Below are 23,558 nucleotides of genomic sequence, written 5' to 3' on the forward strand. Positions count from 1 at the left end.
GGAGGAGCAACAGCACACTCGCTCTTGGCTCCCTCCCCTGCGTGCAGGGGAGGGTTGGGAGGGGTAGCTCCGGCCATGTCCCTCAGCCCCCCAGCCCCAGCACCACCAGCACCGCGGCCTCGGTCAGTTCCGTCAGGGCTCCACAGGTATCGCCCGTCATGCCGCCCAGCCGGCGCCGGCAGGCCAGCCGCCAGGGCAGGAACACGGCCAGGACCGCCAGCAGCGCCCCGAGACCCCGCCAGCCGGCCAGCGCGCACAAGGCCAGCGCGAACACGATGCCGAGCGCGCAGGCGGCGCGCGGCGCCTCCACCAGCGCGCTGCCGAGCCCGCCGCTACGCACGTAGGGCGTGCTGACGAAGGCGAGCGTCAGGACCGCCCGCCCCAGCAGCGGCGCCAGCCACAGGGCGACATCCGGACGCGGCAGGCCGGCCAGCGCGGCGAATTTCAGCAGCAGCACGAGCACCACCGCCGCCACCCCGATCGGGCCGCTGCGCGGATCCTTCATGATGGCGAGGGTGCGCTCGCGGTCGCCCATGCCGCCGACCCAGGCGTCCGCGCTGTCGGCCAGGCCATCCAGGTGCAGCCCGCCGGTCAGCGCGACCCAGCCGAGCAGCAGCAAGGCCGCCGCCAACAGGGGCGGCGCCCCCGACAGCAGCCAGGCCAGGCCCCACAGCAGGGCACCGACCAGCAAGCCCACCACCGGATACCAGGCCAGCTGGCCCGAGCGCGCCGAGTCATCGAGACTGCCCGATGGCACCGGCAGCCGGGTCAGGAAACCGATGGCGGCCAGCAGCGCGCGCATCAGGCGCCGCCCGGCGCGGCCCAGTCGAGCGGATGCAGCGATGCGTGCGGCACCTCGATATTGGCCATGTCGCCGAAGTCGCGCCCTTCCGCCTCGCAGCGCAACAGGCGGATCGCGCCGCCGTGGGTCACCACCAGCACGCGCTGCGTGACGGCGGCGAGGGCGACCTCGTTCAGCGCCGCGCACAGCCGCTCGCGGAAGGCTGCGAACGGCTCGCCTCCCGGCGGCGGGCAGGCCACCGGGTCGGCCCAGAAACGCGCCAGCGCCTCGCCCTGCTCCTTGGCCAGCACATCGATGGGCACGCCCTGCCAGTCGCCGAAGTGGTACTCGGCCAGTCGCGCGTCCACGCGCAGCGGTACGCGGCGCGCGCTGGCGAGGTCGTGCGCGAAATCCGCGCAGCGCCGCAACGGCGAGGTCACGATGGCGTCCCAGCTGCGGCCGAAGATCGCCGCGCGCAGCTGGGTCCATCCCAGGGGGCTGAGCGCGTCGTCCAACTGGCCGCGGTAGCTGCGCTGGCCGGTGTCGCCATGGCGCAGCAGGTCGATGCCCACGTGCTTGCCGATCATGCGCCGCTGACCCCCGCCTGGGCGAAGGTGGCCATGCGCGCGTGCAGGTCGCAGGCAAGCCGCAGCAGGGGCACGGCGGCGGCCGCGCCGCTGCCCTCGCCCAGCCGCAAGGCGAGATCCAGCAGCGGGTCGGCATCGAGCGCGGCCAGCAAGCGGGCATGGCCGCGCTCGCGCGAGCGGTGCGCGAACAGCATCCAGTCGCGGCAGCCAGGGTTGATGCGCACCGCCACCAGCGCCGCGGCGGTGGTGATGAAGCCATCCACCAGCACGGGGATGCCGCGCTGCGCGCAAGCGATATAGGCGCCGGCCAGCGCCGCGATCTCGAAGCCGCCCACGCGGGCCAGCCAGGCCAGCGGATCGTCGTCGGCGGGATAGCGGGCCAGGGCGCGCTCGATCACCTCGGCCTTGTGCCGGATGCCCCCGGCATCCAGGCCGGTGCCCGCGCCGGCCAGGGCCGCGGGCGATTCGCCCAGCAACGCGCAGGCCAGCGCCGCCGCCGAGGTGGTGTTGGCGATACCCATCTCGCCGCCGATGAACAACTGCGCCTGCGCCTGGCGCGCGGCCTCGGCACTGTCGGCGCCGGCGCCCAGGGCCGCCGCCAGTTGTCCGTCGTCCATCGCCGGCCGCTCGCAGAAGTTGTGCGTCTGCGGGGCGATGATGGCGCGCCGCACCTGCGGCAGCTCGCCCGGATCGTTGACCGTGCCCAGGTTCACCACTTCCAGCATGGCGCCCAGCGAACGCGCGAGCACGCTGATCGCCGCGCCGCCGTTGGCGAAGTTGCGCACCATCTCGCCGGTCACCACCTGCGGGAAGGCCGACACGCCCTCCGCCGCCACGCCATGGTCACCGGCGAACACGCTGATCCACACCTGCTGCGCGGAGGGCTGCGCGGTGCGCTGCAGGCCGGCCAGGCGTATCGCCAGCGCCTCCAGGGTGCCGAGCGAGCCCGGCGGCTTGGTCAGTTGCGCCTGGCGTTCGCGCGCGCGCCGCGCGCTTTCCACATCGACGGCAAGACAGGGGTGACTCAGCCAATCAAGGCTCATGCAAGACTTCCTTTGAGAACTAGCGGCAGGCCCGCCGCGACAAACAGCACTCTCTCGCACCGGGTGGCCAGCGCCTGGTGCAGGCGGCCGGCTTCGTCGACGAAGCGGCGCGACAACTCGCCCATCGGCACCACGCCCAGGCCCACCTCGTTGCTGACCAGCAGCACCTGGCCTGGCAGCGTGGGCAGCGCCTCGAGCAGCGCCTCGCGCTCGCGCGCAAAGCGCTCGGGATCGTCCGCGCCCAGCAGGTTGCTCAGCCACAGGGTGAGGCAGTCGACCAACACGCAGCCCCCCGGGCGCGCATAGGCGCGCAGCGCATCGGCCAGCGCCAGCGGCTCCTCCACGCTATGCCAGTGGGCGGGGCGGCGGGCGCGGTGGTGGGCGATGCGCGCGGCCATTTCCTCGTCGTGCGCCTGCGCGGTGGCGATATAGGCCACCGGGTGCTCGGTGGCCGCGGCCAGCCGCTCGGCCAGCGCGCTCTTGCCCGAACGGGCGCCGCCCAGGATCAGGGTACGCATGGGCGTTCGCCTCGCATCGACAGCAGGCGCCGCAGCGCGGCCGTGTCCAGGTGGGTCTCCACCGCATCGGCGAGACGGTCGATGGCGGCCTCCCGCCCGGCGCGCACGTCGAACGGCGCGGCTTCGCGCAGGCCGGCCCAGGCCAGCAGCGCGGCCAGGGCCTGCGGTTCGTCGAACAGGCCGTGCACATAGGTGCCCAGCACCTGCCCGTCCGGCGACAGCGCGCCATCCGGCCGGCCGCCGTCGAGCACGCTTGAAGGCTGCCTCAAGGCATCACCACGGCTGACGCCGCAATGGATTTCATAGCCGCTCACCCGCACGTCTCCCAGGACCAGTTTCCCACTCACGCGTCGAAGCGCCTTGTGCGCCTCCAGCGTGGTTTCCATCGCCAACCAACCCAGTCCCTCGCTCGAGCCCGGCTCACTCTCGATACCCTGCGGATCATGCACGAAGCGCCCCAGCATCTGGAAGCCGCCGCAGATGCCGACCAGCTTGCCGCCATAACGCAGGTGGCGGGCGATGGACGACGCCCAGCCGTTGTCCCGCAGCCAGCGGAGATCGGCCCGCGTGGCCTTGGAACCCGGCAGGACGATCAGGTCGCAGGCGGGCGGCGGGCTGCCCGGCCCGACGAACGCCAGCTCCACGTCGGAATGCGCGCGCAGGGCATCGACGTCGGTGTGGTTGCTGATGCGCGGCAGCGCGGGCACGACCACGCGCAGGCGCGCAGCGGTTTTGTGATGCACATCACGCGGCAAGGCGTCCTCCGCCTCCAGCTGCAGGCCATGCAGATAGGGCAGCACGCCGAGCACGGGCTTGCCGGTCTCGCGTTCCAGCCAATCCAGTCCCGGCTGCAGCAGCGCCATGTCGCCGCGGAAGCGGTTGATCACGAAGCCGGCCACGCGCTCGCGTTCGCTGGCCGAGAGCAGGGCCAGCGTGCCGACCAGATGGGCGAACACGCCACCACGGTCGATGTCGGCGATCAGCACCACCGGGCAATCCACCGCCTCGGCGTAGCCCATGTTGGCGATGTCGCGGTCGCGCAGGTTGATTTCCGCCGGGCTGCCCGCGCCTTCCACGATCACTGCCTCGTAGCACCCGCACAGGCGCTCGTGCGAGGCCAGCACGGCATCCATCGCGAGGCGCTTGTAGTCGTGGTAGCGGTGCGCGTCCATGTTGCCGATGGCGTGGCCGTGCACGATCACCTGCGCGCCGGTATCGCTGTTGGGCTTGAGCAGCACCGGGTTGAAATCGGTATGCGGCGGCACGCCGGCCGCCTGCGCCTGCACCGCCTGGGCACGGCCGATTTCGCCGCCGTCGACCGTCACCGCCGAGTTGAGCGCCATGTTCTGTGGCTTGAACGGCGCCACCGCCACGCCCTGCCGGCGCAGCCAGCGGCACAGGCCGGTGACCAGCGCGCTCTTGCCGGCATCGGAGGTACAGCCCTGCACCATCAGCACGCCCGCGCTCATGGCCGTGCCGCCACGCCGAGCCGGGCCAGGGCCGCGTCCAGGCGGTCGAACGCGGCATCGTCGGCAGGCAGGCCGAAGCGCAGGCTGCGCGGCTCGTCGAACAGGCGCGTCAGCACGCCTTGCCGCGCCAGCGCGCGATGCCAGTCCGGCGCGCGCTCGTCGCGGCACCACTGGAAGAATGCGCTGCCCGCCGTCGGGGCCAGGCCGTGCCGTTCCAGCAACATCGCCAGCCGGGCGCTGGATCGATGCAGCCACGCGCGGGCGTGTCGCTGCCAATCGAGATCGGCCAACGCACGCCGCACGACATAGCGTGTGGGCCCGGCCAGCGTCCAGGGACCCAGTTGCTCGCGCAGCGCATCCAGCAATGGCGCCGGTGCGCACGCGAAGCCCGCGCGCGCACCGGCCAGGCCGAAGAACTTGCCCACCGAGCGCAGCACCACCAGGCCCTCGCGCCCGCTCTCGGGACACAGGCTGTGGTCCGGCGTGGCGTCCATGAAGGCCTCGTCCACCACCAGCCAGCCGCAGCGCGTGGCCAGCGCGGCATGGCAGGCCAGCAGCGTTTCCCGCGCAAAGCATTCGCCGCCGGGATTGTTGGGATGGATCAGCACCAGCACGTCCAGCGCCGATGCGGCATCCAGCAACGTCGCGGCGGGCATCGCCGCCACCTGGTGGCCCGCGCGGCGCCAGGCGTGCGCATGCTCGGCGTAGCCCGGCGCGATCACGCCCACCCGCGATGGCCCCCGCAACATCGGCAGGGCCTGGATGGCGGCCTGCGTGCCGGCGATCGGCAGCAATTGCGGCGCGCCATAGTAGGCGCGCGCCGCTTCGACCAGGTCGTCGTCATCCTCGGGCAGCCGCTGCCAGGCATGGGGCGGTATCGCCGGCACCGGCCAGGCGTAGGGGCTGACGCCGGTGGAAAGATCCAGCCAGCACTCCACGGCGATATCGTATTCGCGCGCGGCGCGGCGCACGCGCCCTCCGTGCTCAAGCATGCAGGGTTCTCCACAGCAGCGCCGCCACACACGACACGCCCAGCCAGAGCAGCACGGCATGGCGCACCAGCCGCAGCGCGCGCACGATGGCCTCGGCATCCGGCGGCACGCCCTCGCCCAGCTCCGGGCGTGCTTCCCAATGGCCATCGTAGGGCGCGGCGCCCCCCAGGCGCACCGCCAGCGCGCCGGCACCGGCGGCCATCACCGGGCCGGCGTTGGGACTGTCCCAGGTGGGCGCCTGGGTTCGCCAGCAGCGCCAGGCGCGCGCGGTATCGCCGAGCAGCGCATAGCTGAGCGCGGCCAGCCGCGCCGGCAGGTAGTTGAGCGCATCGTCGATGCGCGCCGCCGCCCAGCCGAAGCGTTCATAGCGCGGCGTGCGGTAGCCCCACATCGCGTCCAGCGTATTGGCCAGCCGGTACAGCACCGCGCCGGGCGCGCCGAGCAGCGCGAACCAGAACAGCGCGCCGAACACCGCGTCGTTGCCGTTCTCCAGCACCGACTCGGTAGCGGCCGCCGCCACCTGGGTGGCGTCGAGCCTCGGCGCATCGCGGCTGACCATGCGCGCCACGGCGGCGCGCGCGCCATCGAGATCGCCAGCACGCAGGGCCCGCGCCACCGGCATGGCGTGCTCGGCCAGGCTGCGATGCCCGGTCGCGAGATAGAGCACCACGGCGTCGAAGGCGCCCGCCAGCCAACCGGACGCCGCATGCAAGGCCAGGCTCACTGCGCTGACCAACGCGACCGGCGGCAGCACCGCGAGGCACCAGGCCACCACGCCGGCCGGCTTCCGCTCGGCATACACCTTGCCCTCCACCGCCTGCGCCAGGCGGCCGAAGCCCACCAGCGGATGCGCCCGTCGCGGTTCGCCCAGCCAGGCGTCAAGGCCCAGCGCGAGCAGCATGGCGACCGCCGTGCTCATGGCAGGAACAGCCGCAGCGCCGCCGTGGGATCGGAGGGGAAATAAAAATGCACGAAGCTGGCGGTGAGGCGCCGGTGCCGGTACACCGCCTCGCGGCTCGGTCCACCATCGGGATTGGCCGCCAGCGCCAACGGTTCTTGCGCCAGTTCAGCCTTGGCGTAGTGGAAAGTGTGGCCGCGCAGTTCGCCCTCGGGCACGGCGACCGACTGCAGGCCCAGGCCGCTCAACCTCGCCTGCATGCGGGCGGAACCTCGCAACAGGCCCGCCATCGGATAGGCCGGGCCATCGCGCCCGGCCAGCGTCTCCAGCGCGTAGAGCAGGCCGCCGCATTCGGCCAGCAGCGGCTTGCCGGCCTCGACATGGCGATGCAGCGCCTCGCGCAGATGCGTTTGCCGCGACAACGCCGGCAGGTGCAACTCCGGATAACCACCCGGTAGCCAGGCCGCATCGCACCCGGGCAGCGGCTCGCCCGCCAGCGGCGCGAAGAAGCGCAGCTCCGCACCGGCGGCGCGCAGCACGTCGAGGTTGGCCGGATAGAGGAAGCAGAAGGCCGCGTCGCGCGCGATGGCGATGCGGCGGCCACGCAGCAGCGGCGGCACCTGCGCCAGGGCCGCTTCCGGAAAATCCACCGGCGGCGGCAGCGCCGGCGAGGCATGCGCCTCCCAGGCATCGGCCAGCGCATCCAGGCGCGCGTCGATATCGTCCAGCTCGTGCGCGGCCACCAGGCCGAGGTGGCGCTCCGGCAGCGCGAGTTTCTCGTCGCGCGGCAACGCGCCCAGCCAATGCAGGCCAGGCGGCAGGCTGCCGGCCAGCAGCTGCGCGTGATACGCGCTGCCCACGCGGTTGGCCGCCACGCCGTGCAGGTGCAGGCCCTCGCGGTAATGGGCGAGTCCCTGCGCGAGCGCGCCGAAAGTCTGCGCCATCGCCGAGCCGTCGATCACCGCCAGCACCGGCAGGCCGAAGCGCTGCGCGAGATCCGCGCTGGACAGGCGCCCATCGAACAGGCCCATCACGCCCTCGATGAGGATCAGGTCCGCCTCGCCGGCCGCCGCGTGGAGACGTGCGCGCACGTCCGCCTCGCCGTTCATCCACAGGTCGAGCTGGTAGACCGGCGCACCGCTGGCGCGCTCCAGCACCATCGGATCGAGGAAGTCGGGGCCGGTCTTGAACACCCGCACGCGCTTGCCGCGACGGGCGTGCCAGCGCGCCAGCGCGGCGGTGACGGAGGTCTTGCCCTGGCCCGAGGCCGGAGCCGAGACCATCAGGGCGGGACAATGCCGCGAAAGGTCGCTCATCGATGGTTCCGCTCGTGTGGCGTGCCGGGTCCGCCCGTTACAGCTCGATACCCTGCTGCGCCTTGATGCCCGCCTGGAAGGCGTGCTTGACCAGCCGCATCTCGGTCACCGTATCGGCCAGTTCCACCAGCGTATCCGGCGCGCCGCGCCCGGTCACCACCACATGCTGCCGTGGCGGGCGTGCACGCAATGCATCGCACACCCTGGCCACGTCGATATAGCCCTTGACCAGCGCGATGTTCAATTCGTCCAGCAGCACGAAGTCGTAGCGCGGATCGGCCAGCATCGCCGCCGCCACCGCCCAGGCCGCTTCCGCCGCCAGGACGTCGCGTGCCTTGTCCTGGGTTTCCCAGGTGTAGCCCTCGCCCATCACGTGATAGTCGAGCTCGTCCGGGAAGCGGCGGAAGAACGCTTCCTCGCCGGTGGAGAAGCTGCCCTTGATGAACTGCACCACGCCACAGTGGAACCCATGGCCGAGCGAGCGCGCCAGCATGCCGAAGCCCGAGGAACTCTTGCCCTTGCCGTTGCCGGTATTGACCACCAGCACGCCGCGCTCGATGGTGGCGCGGGCGATCCGCCGGTCCACCAGTTCCTTCTTGCGCTGCATGCGCTCGCGATGGCGAGCCTCGGCCGCCGCCTCGTCATGGCTGGACGTATCGCTCACGAGCGCGCCTCCTGCGCGGGCGCGGGCCAGTGCGCGGCGCACCAGCGCAAGCCCTCGCCAATGGCGACCGCTACCGCCACGTAGCCGCTCATGGTGCCGAGCCAGCGCGGGTAATAGTGCGCGATGCGCGGCAGGAATCCGGCCAGCGTCGGCTGGTAGTGTCCCGACAGGGCGTAGTAGCCGCCGCCGGAAATCAGGTAGGCGATGAACGCCGCCACCGCCAGCACGATGGCCAGTCGCGGCAGCGTGGACCACGCGGCGCGATGCATGCCAGCGTAGAGGCGGCCGGCCAGCCACAGCGAACCATAGGCGGGAACCAGCACCCAGTACGCGGGACTCAGGCACCAGTCGGTGATGGTGCCGGCGGCGAGGCTGCCGAAGTCCAGCGCCGAGGCCAGCGCGAACAGCAGCGCGAACACCCATACCGGGCGCAGCCACAGGCCCGCCAGGAAGAACACCGCCCACGAGGCGCTGGGCAACGCATTGACCTTGGCCATGTGCTGGCCGCGCGTGCACACCATCAGTACGACCAGCGCCAAGCCCAGCGCGACCTGCGCCGGCCAGCCCCGCCAGGGGAAAGGGGAAATCTGGTGCGGCATGCTCAGGCCCTCCCCGGCGCATGGGCGAGACGCCAGGATGCCACCCTCGCGCAGGCCGCGTGCACCACCAGCGCCGCCGCCACGTAGCCCAGCGTGGTGCGCACGAACAGCGGGCCCCACTGCCACAGGCGCGCCGCGTACTCGGCCACGTGCGGATGCGCGTAGCGCCCGCCCAGCCAGTAGAACGAACCGTTGGAAATGGCGAAGGACATGCTCGCCGCCACCAGCGCCACGCCGAACGCCCCGAGCAGGGAACCCACGCCATCGCGCATGCGCGGCGCGTACCAGCGACCCGCGTACCACAGCACGGCATAGGCCAGCGGCAGGAAGGCGTAGGCGGCGGTCACGCAGAAATCGCTGACGCCGGCATAGCGGATCGACACCCAGTCCAGCGCCACGGCCAGCAGCACCAGCAGCACGAACACGAGATGCCGGCGCACATACAGGCCGCCGAGGAAGAACACCGCCATCGAGGCATCCGGCAGGTGCAGCACGTCGCCGAAATGCTTGAAGCGCGTGGCCGCCATCACCAGCACGAGCAGCGATGACAGCAAGGCAAAACGGGGACCGGCGGGCATCTTCATCACGTCACTCCTGGTCGAGGGAAGGCGCGGGGCCAGCCATGCCGGCCCCGCGTATGGTTCACTGCGCCGGCTGGTAGCGCAGGGTCAGCATGTAGTTGCGACCCGGCTGGTTGTAGTACCAGGCCGTCTCGTAGTTCTTGCCGAACGCGTTGTTGAGCGCCAGTTGCACCTTCAGGTCGCGCGTGAGCGCATAGGCCACGCGCAGGTCGGTCAGCGCGTAGCCGCCCAGCGGGTGCTGGTTGTCCAGGTCGTCATAGCGACGGCCCGACACATACCAGCTGCCGCCCACGCTGAAGTTGCCGAAGCTGCGGTCCAGGTCCACGCGGGCCATCTGCCGCGCGCGGCGGGCCAGCAGGTTGCCGTGGTCGAAGCCCGGGGTCTCGTCGCGCGGGTCCAGCCAGGTGGCGGTGCCCGTCACCAGCCAGCCGGCCACGTGGCCGCTGACCACGCCCTCGGCGCCGCGGATGCGCGCGTCCTCGACGTTGCCCGGCAGGCCGGTCGAGGCATCGTAGGTAATCAGGTCGTCGACCTTGTTGCGGAACGCGTTGAGCGACCAGTAGCCCCAGCCGTAGGTGCCGCGCAGGCCCAGCTCGATGTTCTGCGACTTCTCCGGCCGCAGGTCGGGGTTGCCGTAGCCCGGGTAGTACAGGTCGTTGAAGGTCGGCGCCTTGAACGCCGTGCCGTAGCTGGCGGTCAGGCGCAGGGTCTGGGTGAAGTCCCAGCCCCACAGCACGCTGCCGGTGTTCTTGCCGCCGAACTGGCTGTTGTCGTCGCGGCGCACGCTGGCCTGCAGCGACTGGCGGCCGAAGCTCTGCTGCCACTGCAGGAACGTGCCGCGGTCGATACGGCTGTCCACCGCGTAGTCGGTGGAACTGTCCACCTGGTCGCGCTGGTAGTCGAAGCCCGCGCTGAGCAGCCCGCCGCCCAGCGCGATGTCGGCCTGCAGCGAGCCGATGTCTCGATGGGTATCGAAGCGGTCGACGTAGACGCCGTGCAGGTAGTCCTTGCTGAAATCGCCGCTGGTGCCCAGGCTCAGGGTGAAGGTGAGGTCCTGGGTGGGACGATAGTGCAGGCGTCCGCCCACCACCTGGGTGGCGCTGTCGTCCGAGTCGCTGAAGGTGCCGTCGTAATCGTTGTGGCCTTCGCTGCGGAACAGGCGCACGTCGCCGTCCCACTGCTCGTTGAAGCGGTAGCCGCCCTGCAGGGTCAGCGCATTGTTGCGGTAGCCGTCGTTGTCCGGCTGGTCCGCAAAGCAGGCCGCGCCTGCCTCGGCGGCGCCCACCCGGCAGGAATTGATGCCGTGCGTCTGGTCATGCGAGGCCTCCAGCGAATACCAGCCATTGCCCACCTTGCCGGCGATCCCCGCCGAGCCGGTGAGATGGCTGTCGCTGCCCACGCCCACCATGAAGCTGGGCACGAAGGCACCCTCGGGGCGGCGGGTGAAGATCTGGATCACGCCGCCGATCGCCTCCGAGCCGTACAGGCTGGAGAACGGGCCGCGCACGATCTCGATGCGCTCGATCTGCTCGACCGGGATGTCCTGCAGCGCCGCGCTGCCCGAGGTGGCCGAGCCGATCTTCACGCCATCGACCAGCACCAGCACGTGGTCCGATTCGGTGCCGCGCAGGAACACGCTGGTGGCCTTGCCCGGGCCGCCGGTATTGGCCAACGCCATGCCCGGGGTGCCACGCAGCAAATCCGCCAGCGACGACGGCTGCAGCCGTTCGATGTCGGCGCGGTCGATCACCGTGACTGCGGAAAGGGTCTGGTCCTGGGTCTGCGCGGTACGCGTGGCGGTGACCACCACACCGTCGAGATCGGTCGCGCTGTCGGCGAACGCCGGGGAAAGCACGCACAACAGCGCCGTTGCCAGGACGGAACGACGCACCGTGGAATAACGGATAGCCAAGGTAATGCTCCTCAACCGCGCCTGCCCGCGCGGCATGCATGGGGATGGGGCAGGCGGAGGGAAGCTTGGCGGCCGGGCGCGCGGCGCCTGGCATCCACGACATGGCCCACCGCCTGTCTGGTCGTGCCTCGGGGCCGGTCTCCGGGCTCGCGAACCAGGACGTCGTCGTGTCCTCGGCAAACGACGCCTTCCCATGCGCATGGCACAGTGGCTTGTTGTCGTTCCGGCGATCCAGGGGATCGCGATTCGCCTACCGTTGCGGGGGCAGCTCCGGAATGGGCGCGCAGGGCGCCGCACCGGATTCCCGTTTCAACCACCGGCATTGCGGCCGGCGGTCACCTCAGGCGGGGCGGATGGTAGCAGACGGAGCGGGCGGGGGTATCGTGCCGGGAGATGGGACGCGGGGGCGCAGCGGCCTGTTGGCGCTCAGCCGTCCTGGTCTTGGCTGGCCCCTTGCCTTGGTGGTGTTGCCACAGACCCTACCCTTCTGTACGAGCGTACCCTGTGCGCGACCGCCTTTTGTTCGTCATCCCGGCGAAGGCTGGGATGACGAAGCATGAGGCGAAAGGAAGTCGCGCACAGGGTGCGCTCCTACAAAAACAAGGGCAGCCATGGGGCCGCGTAAGAACGCAAGCGCCCGCGCTGCAGCAGCAACGCGGGCGCCCGATCACATCATCGGCAGGGCAGGCATCACTGCCTGCGGAACACCAGGCGTCCCTGCTCCACCTCCACCACCACGGTGCTCCCCGGCGGGAAGCGCCCCTCCAGGATGTCCCTGGCCAGCGGGTTCTCCAGTTGCTGCTGCACCGCCCGCTTGAGCGGCCGCGCCCCGTACACAGGGTCGAAGCCGACGTTGCCCAGCAGGTCCAGCGCCTTGTCGCCGATTTCCAGCTTGAGCTGGCGCTCGGCCAGGCGCTTCTCCAGGTAGGCCAGCTGGATCTTCGCGATGGCGCGGATCTGGCTCTTGCCCAGCGGGCGGAACACCACCAGCTCGTCCAGGCGGTTGATGAACTCGGGGCGGAAATGCGCCTGTACCACGCCCAGCACCGCCGCCTTCATCTGCACGTAGTCCGCCTCGCTGTCGCCGGCCTGCTCCTGGATCATCTGCGAGCCCAGGTTGGAGGTCATCACGATGACGGTGTTGCGGAAGTCCACCGTGCGGCCCTGGCCATCGGTGAGGCGGCCGTCGTCCAGCACCTGCAGCAGGATGTTGAACACATCCGGATGGGCCTTTTCTACCTCGTCCAGCAGGATCACGCTGTACGGGCGGCGGCGCACGGCCTCGGTCAGGTAGCCGCCTTCCTCGTAGCCGACATAGCCCGGGGGCGCGCCGATCAGGCGGCTCACGGAGTGCTTCTCCATGAACTCGCTCATGTCGATGCGCACCATCGCGTCCTGGGTGTCGAACAGGAATTCGGCCAGCGCCTTGCACAGCTCGGTCTTGCCTACGCCGGTGGGGCCGAGGAACAGGAACGAGCCGTAGGGACGGTTGGGATCGGACAATCCCGCACGCGCGCGTCGGATCGCGTCGGAAACCGCGCGCACCGCCTCGTCCTGGCCGACCACGCGCTTGTGCAGCGCATCCTCCATGTGCAGCAGCTTGTCGCGCTCGCCTTCCAGCATCTTGCTGACCGGGATGCCGGTCCAGCGCGACACCACCTCGGCGATCTCCTCCTCGGTGACGCGATCCTGCACCAGCTTGAAATCCTGCTTCTCGGCGGCCTGCGCAGCGGCGAGCTGCTTTTCCAGTTCCGGCAGCCTGCCGTACTGGATCTCGCTCATCTTGGCGTAGTCCTGCCGGCGCTGCGCGGCTTCCAGTTCCACGCGCGCGGCCTCGATCTGTTCCTTCACCTTGGTCGCGCCCTGCAGCGCGGCCTTTTCGGACTTCCATACCTCGTTGAGGTCGGAGAACTCGCGCTCCTGCTTCTCGATGTCGGCATCGAGGTCGGCCAGGCGCTTCTTCGACGCCTCGTCGGTCTCCTTCTTGAGCATCTCGCGCTGGATCTTCAGCTGGATCAGCCGGCGCTCCAGGCGGTCGAGCTCTTCCGGCTTGGAATCGATTTCCATGCGGATGCGCGAGGCGGCCTCGTCCATCAGGTCGATGGCCTTGTCCGGCAGCTGGCGATCGGGAATGTAGCGGTTGGACAACGTGGCGGCGGCGACGATGGCCGGGTCGGTGATCTCCACGCCGTGGTGCACCGCGTAGCGCTCCTTCAGGCCGCGTAGGATGGCGATGGTGTCCTCCACGCTGGGCTCTCCCACATAGACCTTCTGGAAGCGGCGCTCCAGCGCGGCATCCTTCTCGATGTACTTGCGGTATTCGTCCAGCGTGGTCGCGCCAATGCAGTGCAGCTCGCCGCGCGCCAGCGCCGGCTTGAGCATGTTGCCGGCATCCATGGCGCCATCGGCCTTGCCGGCACCGACCATGGTGTGCAGCTCGTCGATGAACAGGATGATCTGGCCCTCGTTCTTGGCCAGGTCATTGAGCACGGCCTTGAGGCGCTCCTCGAACTCGCCGCGGAACTTGGCGCCGGCGATCAGCGCGCCCATGTCCAGCGCGAGCACGCGACGGTCGCGCAGGCCCTCGGGCACCTCGCCCTTGACGATGCGCTGGGCCAGGCCTTCCACGATGGCGGTCTTGCCCACGCCCGGCTCGCCGATCAGCACGGGATTGTTCTTGGTACGGCGCTGCAACACCTGGATGGTGCGGCGGATCTCCTCGTCGCGGCCGATCACCGGGTCCAGCTTGCCGCTCTCCGCGCGCGCGGTGAGGTCGATGCAGTATTTCTCCAGCGCCTGGCGCTGTTCCTCGGCGTTCTCGCTCTGCACCTTCTCGCCGCCGCGCAGCTTGTCGATGGCGGCCTCGACGTTGGCCTTGCTGGCGCCGGCGGCCTTCAGCGCGGCGCCGAGTTCGCCCTTGTCCTCCAGCGCCGCCAGCACGAACAGCTCGCTGGCAATGAACTGGTCGCCGCGCTGCTGCGCCAGCTTGTCGGTGAGGTTCAACAGGCGCGTCAGCTCGTTGCCGACGTGCACGTTGCCTTCCTGCCCGCTCACGCGCGGCAGGCGCTCGACCAGCTCGTTGACGCGCTGGCGCAGCGCGGGCACGTTCACCTGCGCCTGGGTCAGAAGCGGCGCGGTGGAGCCGCCCTGCTGGTCGAGCAGCGCGGCCATCACGTGCACCGGCTCGAGCATGTTGTTGTCGCGTCCGACCGCGATGGATTGGGCGTCGGCCAGCGCCTGCTGGAAGCGCGACGTGAGTTTGTCCATCCTCATGGGTCATCCCCCTCGTCAATAGGATTTGGCGGCGTGCCGCCACTGCCCCGGGAAATGCGGACGGGACCGCATGATTCAAGCGCCAGGCCGGTCCGCCATGTGCCGCATCTTCAGCCTGTGGACCCCATCCATAGCTTGCCTTCACATTTGCCTTGCTAGGCTCGACCCCGTGTTATCCCCTGCCCCCGCCGCCATCATGTCCAGTCGACCGACCCTGCCGGCCCCGCCCTTGCCGGGCGTGGACGACCGCTGGGCGCTGTTCCTCGACGTGGACGGCACGCTGCTGGATTTCGCCGACCGGCCGGACCAGGTGCGCGTGGACAAGCGCCTGCGCGACCTGCTCGACGATCTCCACGGCACGCTCGATGGCGCTCTCGCGCTGGTAAGCGGCCGCAGCCTGGAGGACCTGGACGACCTGTTCGACCATCCGCCATGGGCAATGGCCGGGCTGCACGGGCTGGAACTGCGCTGCGCCGACGGCCGCTACCGCGGCGTGCACATCGGCCACGCCCGCCGCTCACTGGTGCGCGACCTCGCCGGCACGATCGCCGCCGGCCGGCCCGGTGTATCGGTGGAGGACAAGGGCATCGCCGTGGCCCTGCATTGCCGTACCGCGCCGCAGCAGTTCGACTCCCTGCGCGGCGATGTCGAGGCGGTGTTGCCAAGCCTGGCCGGCTACGAGATGCAGATGGGCAACCTGGTGATCGAGCTGAAGCCGGAGGGCATGGACAAGGGCAAGGCCGTGGCCAGCCTGCTGTCGGGCTGGCCGTTCAAAGGGCGCCTGCCCGTCTACGTGGGTGACGACCTCACGGACGAGCATGGCTTCGCCACCGCCAACCTTGAAAGCGGGCTGAGCATACGCGTGGGTGCGCGCGAGCCCAGTCTCGCCCGGTTCTCGCTGCCCGAGCCCGCCGCGGCGCGGGCCTGGCTGTTCCGCGTGTTGCACGCACTCAAGCATGGAGCCCTCTCGCATGCCCACTCCCCTGGAGGAAACGCCTGACGCGCAGGCCAGCCTGGCCCTGGGCGTGATCGGCAACGGCAGCGTTGCCGCCCTGATCGATGGCCACGGCCGCATCGTATGGTGCTGCCTGCCCCGTTTCGACGGCGACGCGAGCTTCTGTGCGCTGATGTCGCCCCGGCGCGAAGGGGGCGACTGGACCATCCGCCTGGAAGATTTCGACCACGCCGAGCAGCACTACCTGCCCAACACCGCCGTACTGGTGACACGGCTGTACGACCGGCACGGCGCGGGCGTGGAACTCGTGGACTACATGCCACGCTTCCGCACGCGGGGACGCTTCTACCATCCCGTGCTGATCGCCCGCCGGGTGCGGCCGATCGGTGGCGCGCCGCGCATCCGCGTGCTGCTGCGGCCACTGTGCGACTACGGCGACAGCGTTCCGCTGACCACCTCGGGCAGCAACCACATCCGTTTCCTGCTGAGCGGCGTGGTGCAGCGGCTGACCAGTGACGTGGCCTCGCCGATGATCGAGCGCGGGCTGCCCTTCATCCTGGAGCGGCCCGCGCATTTCGTGTTTGGCCCCGATGAAACGCTCACCCATAGTCCCGCCGACTTCATCCATCACACGCTGGAACGCACGCTGGCCTACTGGCGCGAATGGGTGCGCAACCTCTCCGTGCCGTACGAGTGGCAGGAGGCGGTGATCCGCGCGGCCATCACCCTCAAGCTGTGCCAGTACGAGGCCACCGGCGCCATCGTGGCGGCGCTGACCACCTCCATTCCCGAGTCGCCCGGCTCGGGACGCAACTGGGACTACCGCTACTGCTGGCTGCGCGATGCCGCCTTCACCGTACGCGCGCTCAACCGGCTGGGCGCCACGCGCAGCATGGAGGAATACATCCGCTATGTGTTCAACCTGATCGCCGCCGACGGCGAGCGCGAGGTCGGCCCGGTCTTCGGCATCACCTTCGAGCACGAGCTGGCCGAGACCCAGGTGGACAGCCTGGCCGGCTATCGCGGCATGGGGCCGGTGCGTGTCGGCAACGACGCGTGGCGGCAGCGGCAGAACGATGTCTACGGCTCGGTCGTGGTGGCCGCGGCGCAGATCTTCTTCGACCGCCGGCTGGAGCATCCCGGCGACGAGCTTACGTTCCGCCGCCTCGAACGCATGGGCGAGATGGCGCTGCGCATGGCCGAGCAGCCCGATGCCGGCCTGTGGGAATTCCGCGGGCGCACCGCCGTGCACACCTATTCCGCCGCCATGTGCTGGGCCGCCTGCGACCGCCTGGCGCATATCGCCACCGAACTGGGACTGGACGAGCGCGCCCGCGACTGGCACGACGAGGCGGTGGCGCTGCACGGGCGCATCGAGGCGCGGGCATGGAACGAGAAGCTCGGCACCTTCGTCGACGCCTACGACGGCGAGCACCTGGACGCCAGCCTGCTGCTGCTCGCCGACATCGGCTTCGTCGACGCGACGGACCCGCGCTTCATCGCCACCGTGGACGCCATCGGCGAGGCGCTGGGGCGCGGCGACTACCTGTTCCGCTATATCGCCCCCGACGACTTCGGCGCGCCGGAAACCAGCTTCAACATCTGCACCTTCTGGTACATCGAGGCGCTGGCCGCCACGGGTCGCAAGGAGCGCGCCCGCGTCATGTTCGAGCACATGCTGGCGCAGCGAAATCCGCTCGGCCTGCTGTCGGAGGACATTGCCCCCGCCACCGGCGAGCACTGGGGCAACTTTCCGCAAACCTATTCGATGGTGGGCCTGATCCAGGCCGCCATGCGCCTGTCGCGGCGCTGGGAGGACGCATTGTGATGATGGTGGGACGCAACACCCAGGGACGGCTGGTGGTGGTTTCCAACCGGGTGGCGCTGCCGGCACAGACCGCGACGGGCGGACTGGCCTCGGCGATGCGCGCGGCGCTGCAGGAACGCGGCGGCCTGTGGTTCGGCTGGAGCGGCAAGGTGGTGCGGCAGGACAGCGGCGAGGTGCACCGGCTCCGGGACGGCATGGTGGAATACGCCACCATCGATCTCTCCCGCGCCGACCACGACGACTTCTACGACGGCTTCGCCAACCGCACGCTGTGGCCGCTGCTGCACTACCGGCCCGACCTGGTGGACTACGACCGCAAGCACCTGGCCGGCTACCTGCGCGTCAACAACCTGTTCGCCGAGCACCTGATGTCGCTGGTCAAGCCTAACGACATCGTCTGGGTCAACGACTACCACCTGATCCCGCTGGCCGCGATGCTGCGCCAGCGTGGCCTGCGCAACCGCATCGGATTCTTCCTGCACACGCCGCTGCCGGCCGCCGGCCTGCTGATCGCCCTGCCGCGCCATCGGGAGCTGATGGAAACCCTGGCCCACTACGACCTGGTCGGCCTGCACACGGCGCGCGACCGCCGGGCGCTGGAGGAATACTTCCTGTACGAGGTGGGCGCCAGCATGCGCCGCGACGGCCGCCTGCGCACGCCCGAGGGCCGCCTGTTCCGGGCCGAGGTATTCCCCATCGGCATCGACACGCAACAAGTGGCCGAAAGCGCCCGCCGGGCCGACGAGCGCGAGGAGATCCACCAGCTGCGCCAGAGCCTGGAAGGCCGCGCGCTGATCATCGGCGTGGACCGCCTCGACTATTCCAAGGGCCTGCCCGAGCGCTTCCAGGCCTATGCGCGCCTGCTCGAGCGCTCGCCGCAGCTGCATCGCAAGGTCAGCTTCCTGCAGATCGCCCCGCCCTCGCGCGGCGGCGTGCCCGAGTACCGGCAGATCCGCCGCGAGCTGGAGCGCAGCGCCGGCCACATCAACGGCATGTACGCGGCGCCGGACTGGGTGCCGATCCGCTACGTCAACAACTCTTTCCCGCACAGCCTGCTCAGCGGCTACTACCGCGCCGCCCGCGTCGGTCTGGTGACGCCGCTGCGCGACGGCATGAACCTGGTGGCCAAGGAGTACGTGGCCAGCCAGGACCCGGAGGACCCCGGCGTGCTGGTGCTGTCGCGCTTCGCCGGCGCCGCGCAGGAGCTTACCCAGGCGCTGCTGGTAAACCCGGCGGATACGGAGGAAGTGGCCGAGGCGCTCGGCATCGCCCTGACCATGCCACTGTACGAGCGCCGCCTGCGCTGGCGCCGCATGATGGACGTGCTGGAGAAACAGGACGTGACGGCGTGGCGCAATGCGTTCCTGCGACGATTGGCCGAGTAGGCGTCCAGCGACTCCTGCGCCGACTGTGGGAGCGCACCCTGTGCGCGACCAAGGAAACAGCGGGAACAAACCGGTCACTTGATCTGATGCGTCAGTCGCGCACAGGGTGCGCTCCCACAAAAAGATCGAGAAGGCCCGAGGGGTGCCTGAAACGGCCACCCCTCGGGAAACACGCTCAGAACAGGCCGCGCGCGGCCTCGTCGTAGCTCACCAACAGGTTCTTGGTCTGCTGGTAGTGGTCGAGCATCATCTTGTGGTTTTCGCGGCCGAAGCCCGATTCCTTGTAGCCGCCGAAGGCCGCGTGCGCCGGATAGACGTGGTAGCAGTTGGTCCACACGCGCCCGGCCTGGATGCCGCGCCCCAGCCGGTAGGCCTTGGTGCCGTTGCGCGACCACACGCCCGCGCCCAGTCCGTACACGGTGTCGTTGGCGATGCGCAGGGCGTCCGCCTCGTCCTTGAAGGTGGTCACCGACAGCACCGGGCCGAAGATCTCCTCCTGGAAGATGCGCATGCGGTTGTCGCCGGCGAATACCGTCGGCTGCAGGAAGTAGCCCTGCTCCAGGTCGCCGCCCAGGTGCGAGCGGCCACCGCCGGTCAGCAGCCTGGCGCCCTCCTGCTTGCCGATGTCGATATAGGAAAGGATCTTGTCGATCTGGTCCTGCGAGGCCTGCGGGCCCATCTGGGTGTCGGGGTGCAGCGGGTTGCCCACCTTGATCGCGGCCACACGCGCCACCGCCTTCTCGATGAACTTCTCGTAGATCGATTCCTGCACCAGCGCGCGCGACGGACAGGTGCACACCTCGCCCTTGTTGAAGGCGAACAGCGCGAAGCCCTCCAGCGCCTTGTCGAGGAAGGCGTCGTCCTGGTCCATCACGTCGGCGAGAAAGACGTTGGGCGACTTGCCGCCCAGTTCCATGGTCTGCGGGATCAGGTGCTCGGCCGCGTAGCGCATGATCTGCCGGCCCGTGGTGGTCTCGCCGGTGAAGGACACCTTGTACACGCGCGGGTTGGCGGCGATCGCCTGGCCCACCGAACCGCCGGGGCCGGACACCACGTTGAGCACGCCCGGGGGTAGCAGGTCGGCGGTCAGCTCGGCCAGCAGCAGCAGGGTCAGCGGCGTGGCCGAGGCCGGCTTGATGACCGTGCAGTTGCCGGCGGCCAGCGCCGGGGCGATCTTCCAAGCGGCCATCAGCAGCGGGAAGTTCCAGGGGATGATCTGCCCCACCACGCCGATCGGCTCGCGGAAGTGGTAGGCGATGGTGTTGTCGTCGATCACCGAGATCGCGCCTTCCTCGCTGCGCACGCAGCCGGCGAAGTAGCGGAAGTGATCGATGGACAGCGGCACGTCGGCGCCGCGCGTCTCGCGGATCGGCTTGCCGTTGTCCAGCGTCTCGGCGATCGCCAGCAGCTCGAGGTTCTCCTCCAGGCGGTCGGCGACCTTGTTGAGGATCAGGGCACGCTCGGACGGTGCCAGCCTGGCCCAGCCGTCCTTGGCCTTGTAGGCCGCGTCCAGGGCCAGTTCCACGTCCTCCGGGCCCGAATGCGCCACGTCCACCAGCGCGGCGCCATTGAGCGGGCTATGGTCGGTGAAGTACTTGCCCTGCAGGGGCGCCACCCACTTGCCGCCGATGAAGTTGCCATAGCGGGCGGGCACCTTGCCCTTCGTGCGCACGTAGTCCAGCGCGCTGGTGAAGTCGGTGTCGGCCGCCACGTCGGAACGGGTTGCTTCTTTGGTGCTATTGCTCATGGTGATGCCTCCGGGTAGGGAAGGGGGAGCGGTAGCCGGGAGCGGCGAGGCCTCAGGCGCCGAGCTCCTTGATGGACTGGACCATCGTGTTGAGCACGGCCAGGGCGTCGCCGTAGACCATGCTGCAGTTGTCGCCGTAGAACAGCAGGTTCTCCACGCCGGCGTAGCCCTTGCCCTGGCCGCGCTTGATCACGTAGACCTGGTGCGCCTGGTCGGCGTTGAGGATGGGCATGCCGTAGATCGGCGATTGCTTGTCGGTGCGGGCCGCGGGATTGACCACGTCGTTGGCGCCGATCACCAGGGCCACGTCGGTGGACGCGAAGCTCTCGTTGATGTCGTCCATGTCGAAGATCAGGTCGTAGGGCACGCCCGCCTCGGCCAGCAGCACGTTCATGTGGCCCGGCATGCGCCCCGCCACCGGATGGATGGCGAACTTCACGTCCACCCCGGCCGCCTGCAGCAGCTTGACGAACTCGTAGAGCTTGGCCTGCGCCTGGGCCACCGCCAGGCCGTAGCCGGGCACGATGATCACGCTGCCGGCATAGCGCATGGTCACCGCCGCGTCGGCCGCGTCGGCGGCCTTCATCTGGCCGTGCACTTCGCCCTGCGCGCCGGCCTTGACCTCGCCGAAGCGGCTGAACAGCACGTTGGCCAGCGAGCGGTTCATCGCCTTGGCCATCAGCACGGTGAGCAGGGTGCCGGCCGAGCCCACCACCATGCCGGCGATCATCAGCGCGGGGTTCTGCAGCGCGTAGCCTTCCAGCGCCACCGCCAGGCCGGTGAAGGCGTTGTACAGCGAGATCACCACCGGCATGTCGGCGCCGCCGATGGGCAGCGTCATCAGCACGCCGAAGGCCAGCGCGCCGGCGAAGAACAGCGCGATGCCCCACCCCGGCGCCGCCGCGTCGGCTACCAGCCAGAGACCCAGCAGCAACGTGGCCAGCAGCACCAGCGCGTTGAACGCGCCCTGGCCGCGGAAGCGCCAGGCGCTGCGCATGCGCTCGTCCAGCTTGGCCCAGGCGATCACCGAGCCGGCCAGGGATACGGCGCCGATCAGTGCGCCCAGCACGGTGACGCCCAGCGCCAGCCGCCCCTCCGGATGCGTGTCGACCAGCGCGACGGCGGCCAGCGCGGCCGCGGCGCCGCCGCCCATGCCGTTGTACAGCGCCACCATCTGCGGCATCGCGGTCATCGCCACCGTGCGCGCACTGCGCCAGGCCCAGCCGATGCCGAGGGCCAACGCCAGCAGGGCCAGCCCCAGGTTCACCGCCAGGTGGGCGCGGGCCGCCTCGGAAGCCATGGCCAGGTAGCCGAAGCTGGCGACCACCGCCACCAGCATGCCGATGCCGGCCAGCACGATGCCGCGCAACGCCGTGGCCGGCGAGGACATGCGCTTGAGGCCGAGGATGAACAGCAAGGCGGCCGCGAAGCCGCTCAACTCCACGATCAGTGCGAGCATGGCATCAGTCCTTGCGCGCGGCGCTGGACTTGAACATCGCCAGCATGCGGTCGGTGGCCACGTAGCCGCCCGCCGCGTTGCCGGCGCCCAGCAGCACGCCGAGGAAGCCGATGCCCTGGCCCAGCGGCGTGGTGGCGTTGAACAGCGCATGCAGCGCGCCCACTACCACGATGCCGTGGATGAAGTTGGAGCCGGACATCAGCGGCGTATGCAGAATCGACGGCACCCGCGCGATCACTTCGTAGCCGGTGAAGGCGGCCAGCATGAAAACGTAGAGCGCGATGGGCCACGCCATCGTGAGGTCGAGGTTCATCACGCGGATTCCTTCGGTTCGGTACCTTCGACGAGGCGGCGCGCGGCCTCGTTGCGGATGGCGCCGTCATGGGTGAGCAAGGTGCCGGCCACCACCTCGTCCGCCAGGTCCAGCGCGAGGGCGCCGTCCTTGACGATCAGGGCCAGCAGGTTGAGCAGGTTCTTGGCGTACAGCTCGCTGGCGTGCTGGGCCAGGCGCGAGGGCACGTTGGTCGGCGCCACCAGGGTGATGGGGCCCACCTCCACGGTCTGTCCCGGCACGGCGCCCTCGCAGTTGCCGCCGCTGTCGGCGGCCAGGTCCACGATCACCGAGCCGGGCTTCATGCCGTCGATCTGGGCGCGCGTGACCAGCCGGGGCGCGGCGCGCCCGGGCACGTTGGCGGTGGTGATGAGCAGGTCGGCCTGCTGGATGTGCGAGGTGAGCACCGATTGCGCGGTGGCCTGCTCCTCGGCGGTCAGCTCGCGGGCGTAGCCGCCCTCGCCGCGCGCGTCGATGCCGGTGTCGACGAAGCGCGCGCCCACCGACTGCGCCTGCTCGCGCGTCTCCGGGCGCACGTCGTAGCCCTCGGTGACCGCGCCCAGCCGGCGCGCGGTGGCCAGCGCCTGCAGGCCGGCCACGCCCAGCCCCATCACCAGCACGCGGGCGGCACGCAGCGAGCCGACCGCGGTGGTGGTCATGGGCAGGATGCGCGGCAGGTGCACGGCGCCGAGCAGCGGTGCGTAGTAGCCGGCCAGCGCGGACTGGCTGGAGAGTACGTCCAGCGATTGCGCACGGCTGATGCGTGGCACGTTCTCCATGGCGAAGGCGCTGATGCGCCCGTCGCGCAGGCGGCGCACCAGTTCGGGCTCGTGCTGGGCGTAGACAAGGCTGGCCAGCACGGCGCCGGGTTTCATCGCGGCGGCGAGATCGGGCGATGGCGCCTGCACCGCCAGCACCACGTCGGCTCCCTCCACCAGGCGCCGGGGATCGGACTCGCTATGGGCCGGCGCATAGTCCGCGTCGGCGAAACGGGCCGCTGCTCCGGCCCCGGCCTGCACCCAGAGTTCCGCGCCGAGCTTGGCCAGGCGGGGCACCAGCGAGGGAACCATGGCGACGCGGCGCTCGCCGGCGCGCGTCTCCTTCACTACGGCGATCCTGATCGACATCCGGGACAACCTTGCGCGATGGGTGTCCGAGAGTGTGGTCGTCCTGCCGGGATCGATTTTGACGCCGGTCAATACATGTCGTCCGAACCCGTC

Annotated in this window: 20 protein-coding genes and 1 riboswitch; of the genes, 3 read left to right on the forward strand and 17 right to left on the reverse strand. The window is 70.1% G+C overall.

The genetic code is table 11. The features are described 5' to 3' along the window. Positions 1-82: 82 nt before the first annotated feature. The 13 genes from MJ605_RS12865 to clpB form a co-directional block, all read right to left on the reverse strand. Positions 83-805 (reverse strand): adenosylcobinamide-GDP ribazoletransferase, encoded by a 723-nt coding sequence (locus tag MJ605_RS12865; protein ID WP_243041986.1) that lies wholly within the window; start codon positions 803-805, stop codon positions 83-85. Then, on the reverse strand, positions 802-1,368 hold the full coding sequence (locus tag MJ605_RS12870; RefSeq protein WP_243041922.1) for a histidine phosphatase family protein: 567 nt from the start codon (positions 1,366-1,368) through the stop codon (positions 802-804). The genes MJ605_RS12865 and MJ605_RS12870 overlap by 4 nt, the downstream gene beginning before the upstream one ends. Further along, positions 1,365-2,411: a nicotinate-nucleotide--dimethylbenzimidazole phosphoribosyltransferase gene (cobT, locus tag MJ605_RS12875; protein WP_243041923.1), complete on the reverse strand. Its 1,047-nt coding sequence runs from the start codon at positions 2,409-2,411 to the stop codon at positions 1,365-1,367. Before cobT ends, MJ605_RS12870 begins: the two co-directional genes overlap by 4 nt. Further along, complete coding sequence (gene cobU, locus MJ605_RS12880; protein ID WP_243041924.1) at positions 2,408-2,929, reverse strand: bifunctional adenosylcobinamide kinase/adenosylcobinamide-phosphate guanylyltransferase; 522 nt, start codon at positions 2,927-2,929, stop codon at positions 2,408-2,410. Before cobU ends, cobT begins: the two co-directional genes overlap by 4 nt. After that, positions 2,917-4,398 (reverse strand): cobyric acid synthase, encoded by a 1,482-nt coding sequence (locus MJ605_RS12885; RefSeq protein ID WP_243041925.1) that lies wholly within the window; start codon positions 4,396-4,398, stop codon positions 2,917-2,919. The genes cobU and MJ605_RS12885 overlap by 13 nt, the downstream gene beginning before the upstream one ends. Continuing rightward, positions 4,395-5,390, reverse strand: a complete 996-nt coding sequence (cobD, locus tag MJ605_RS12890; RefSeq protein WP_243041926.1) for a threonine-phosphate decarboxylase CobD — start codon at positions 5,388-5,390, stop codon at positions 4,395-4,397. The genes MJ605_RS12885 and cobD overlap by 4 nt, the downstream gene beginning before the upstream one ends. Then, a complete protein-coding gene (gene cbiB / locus MJ605_RS12895) occupies positions 5,383-6,309 on the reverse strand; it encodes an adenosylcobinamide-phosphate synthase CbiB (RefSeq protein ID WP_425601009.1) in 927 nt (308 codons plus the stop codon). The genes cobD and cbiB overlap by 8 nt, the downstream gene beginning before the upstream one ends. Further along, positions 6,306-7,604, reverse strand: coding sequence for a cobyrinic acid a,c-diamide synthase CobB (locus MJ605_RS12900; RefSeq protein WP_243041927.1), 1,299 nt, complete (start codon positions 7,602-7,604; stop codon positions 6,306-6,308). Before MJ605_RS12900 ends, cbiB begins: the two co-directional genes overlap by 4 nt. 37 nt (positions 7,605-7,641) lie before the next feature. Then, complete coding sequence (gene cobO, locus MJ605_RS12905; RefSeq protein ID WP_345779536.1) at positions 7,642-8,268, reverse strand: cob(I)yrinic acid a,c-diamide adenosyltransferase; 627 nt, start codon at positions 8,266-8,268, stop codon at positions 7,642-7,644. Continuing rightward, the gene (locus MJ605_RS12910; protein WP_243041928.1) at positions 8,265-8,867 is read right to left on the reverse strand and encodes a hypothetical protein; all 603 of its coding nucleotides are present in this window, start codon (positions 8,865-8,867) and stop codon (positions 8,265-8,267) included. The genes cobO and MJ605_RS12910 overlap by 4 nt, the downstream gene beginning before the upstream one ends. A gap of 2 nt (positions 8,868-8,869) precedes the next feature. Next, positions 8,870-9,451, reverse strand: coding sequence for a hypothetical protein (locus MJ605_RS12915; protein WP_425601010.1), 582 nt, complete (start codon positions 9,449-9,451; stop codon positions 8,870-8,872). 58 nt (positions 9,452-9,509) lie between these two features. Continuing rightward, entirely contained in the window at positions 9,510-11,396 is a 1,887-nt protein-coding gene (gene btuB / locus MJ605_RS12920) for a TonB-dependent vitamin B12 receptor (RefSeq protein ID WP_243041929.1), read from the reverse strand. A 79-nt stretch (positions 11,397-11,475) separates the two neighbouring features. Continuing rightward, positions 11,476-11,718: riboswitch (cobalamin riboswitch) on the reverse strand. 332 nt (positions 11,719-12,050) lie between these two features. Next, on the reverse strand, positions 12,051-14,633 hold the full coding sequence (gene clpB / locus MJ605_RS12925; protein WP_243041930.1) for an ATP-dependent chaperone ClpB: 2,583 nt from the start codon (positions 14,631-14,633) through the stop codon (positions 12,051-12,053). Positions 14,634-14,829: 196 nt separating this feature from the next. Here clpB and otsB point away from each other — a divergent pair, with 196 nt between their 5' ends. Genes otsB through otsA form a run of 3 tightly spaced genes read left to right on the forward strand, consistent with a single transcriptional unit; the run spans position 14,830 to position 18,801 of the window. Further along, a complete protein-coding gene (gene otsB, locus MJ605_RS12930; protein ID WP_243041931.1) occupies positions 14,830-15,633 on the forward strand; it encodes a trehalose-phosphatase in 804 nt (267 codons plus the stop codon). After that, complete coding sequence (locus MJ605_RS12935) at positions 15,605-17,416, forward strand: glycoside hydrolase family 15 protein (protein ID WP_243041932.1); 1,812 nt, start codon at positions 15,605-15,607, stop codon at positions 17,414-17,416. The genes otsB and MJ605_RS12935 overlap by 29 nt, the downstream gene beginning before the upstream one ends. A gap of 2 nt (positions 17,417-17,418) precedes the next feature. Next, the gene (gene otsA / locus MJ605_RS12940) at positions 17,419-18,801 is read left to right on the forward strand and encodes an alpha,alpha-trehalose-phosphate synthase (UDP-forming) (RefSeq protein ID WP_425601011.1); all 1,383 of its coding nucleotides are present in this window, start codon (positions 17,419-17,421) and stop codon (positions 18,799-18,801) included. Positions 18,802-18,976: 175 nt separating this feature from the next. Here the strand turns inward: otsA and MJ605_RS12945 are convergent, their stop codons facing one another. Genes MJ605_RS12945 through MJ605_RS12960 form a run of 4 tightly spaced genes read right to left on the reverse strand, consistent with a single transcriptional unit; the run spans position 18,977 to position 23,465 of the window. Beyond that, complete coding sequence (locus MJ605_RS12945) at positions 18,977-20,548, reverse strand: aldehyde dehydrogenase family protein (protein WP_243041934.1); 1,572 nt, start codon at positions 20,546-20,548, stop codon at positions 18,977-18,979. A 52-nt stretch (positions 20,549-20,600) separates the two neighbouring features. Further along, positions 20,601-22,007: an NAD(P)(+) transhydrogenase (Re/Si-specific) subunit beta gene (locus tag MJ605_RS12950; protein WP_243041935.1), complete on the reverse strand. Its 1,407-nt coding sequence runs from the start codon at positions 22,005-22,007 to the stop codon at positions 20,601-20,603. 4 nt (positions 22,008-22,011) lie between these two features. Then, on the reverse strand, positions 22,012-22,320 hold the full coding sequence (locus MJ605_RS12955) for an NAD(P) transhydrogenase subunit alpha part 2 (protein ID WP_243041936.1): 309 nt from the start codon (positions 22,318-22,320) through the stop codon (positions 22,012-22,014). Continuing rightward, a complete protein-coding gene (locus MJ605_RS12960; RefSeq protein WP_243041937.1) occupies positions 22,320-23,465 on the reverse strand; it encodes an NAD(P) transhydrogenase subunit alpha in 1,146 nt (381 codons plus the stop codon). The genes MJ605_RS12955 and MJ605_RS12960 overlap by 1 nt, the downstream gene beginning before the upstream one ends. Positions 23,466-23,558 lie beyond the last annotated feature (93 nt).

Source organism: Dyella sedimenti (assembly GCF_022760995.1).
Classification (GTDB): domain Bacteria; phylum Pseudomonadota; class Gammaproteobacteria; order Xanthomonadales; family Rhodanobacteraceae; genus Dyella; species Dyella sedimenti.

What these genes read in the sequence shown, in the direction of transcription:
- cbiB (WP_425601009.1), bottom strand. Translation starts at nt 6,309, where the DNA reads ATGAGCACGGCGGTCGCCATGCTGCTCGCGCTGGGCCTTGACGCCTGG.
- cobT (WP_243041923.1), bottom strand. Translation starts at nt 2,411, where the DNA reads ATGAGCCTTGATTGGCTGAGTCACCCCTGTCTTGCCGTCGATGTGGAA.
- MJ605_RS12935 (WP_243041932.1), top strand. Translation starts at nt 15,605, where the DNA reads ATGCCCACTCCCCTGGAGGAAACGCCTGACGCGCAGGCCAGCCTGGCC.
- otsB (WP_243041931.1), top strand. Translation starts at nt 14,830, where the DNA reads ATGTCCAGTCGACCGACCCTGCCGGCCCCGCCCTTGCCGGGCGTGGAC.
- MJ605_RS12950 (WP_243041935.1), bottom strand. Translation starts at nt 22,007, where the DNA reads ATGCTCGCACTGATCGTGGAGTTGAGCGGCTTCGCGGCCGCCTTGCTG.
- clpB (WP_243041930.1), bottom strand. Translation starts at nt 14,633, where the DNA reads ATGAGGATGGACAAACTCACGTCGCGCTTCCAGCAGGCGCTGGCCGAC.
- MJ605_RS12910 (WP_243041928.1), bottom strand. Translation starts at nt 8,867, where the DNA reads ATGCCGCACCAGATTTCCCCTTTCCCCTGGCGGGGCTGGCCGGCGCAG.
- cobD (WP_243041926.1), bottom strand. Translation starts at nt 5,390, where the DNA reads ATGCTTGAGCACGGAGGGCGCGTGCGCCGCGCCGCGCGCGAATACGAT.
- MJ605_RS12945 (WP_243041934.1), bottom strand. Translation starts at nt 20,548, where the DNA reads ATGAGCAATAGCACCAAAGAAGCAACCCGTTCCGACGTGGCGGCCGAC.
- MJ605_RS12885 (WP_243041925.1), bottom strand. Translation starts at nt 4,398, where the DNA reads ATGAGCGCGGGCGTGCTGATGGTGCAGGGCTGTACCTCCGATGCCGGC.
- otsA (WP_425601011.1), top strand. Translation starts at nt 17,419, where the DNA reads ATGGTGGGACGCAACACCCAGGGACGGCTGGTGGTGGTTTCCAACCGG.
- cobU (WP_243041924.1), bottom strand. Translation starts at nt 2,929, where the DNA reads ATGCGTACCCTGATCCTGGGCGGCGCCCGTTCGGGCAAGAGCGCGCTG.
- MJ605_RS12915 (WP_425601010.1), bottom strand. Translation starts at nt 9,451, where the DNA reads ATGAAGATGCCCGCCGGTCCCCGTTTTGCCTTGCTGTCATCGCTGCTC.
- MJ605_RS12870 (WP_243041922.1), bottom strand. Translation starts at nt 1,368, where the DNA reads ATGATCGGCAAGCACGTGGGCATCGACCTGCTGCGCCATGGCGACACC.
- btuB (WP_243041929.1), bottom strand. Translation starts at nt 11,396, where the DNA reads ATGCCGCGCGGGCAGGCGCGGTTGAGGAGCATTACCTTGGCTATCCGT.
- MJ605_RS12960 (WP_243041937.1), bottom strand. Translation starts at nt 23,465, where the DNA reads ATGTCGATCAGGATCGCCGTAGTGAAGGAGACGCGCGCCGGCGAGCGC.
- MJ605_RS12900 (WP_243041927.1), bottom strand. Translation starts at nt 7,604, where the DNA reads ATGAGCGACCTTTCGCGGCATTGTCCCGCCCTGATGGTCTCGGCTCCG.
- MJ605_RS12955 (WP_243041936.1), bottom strand. Translation starts at nt 22,320, where the DNA reads ATGAACCTCGACCTCACGATGGCGTGGCCCATCGCGCTCTACGTTTTC.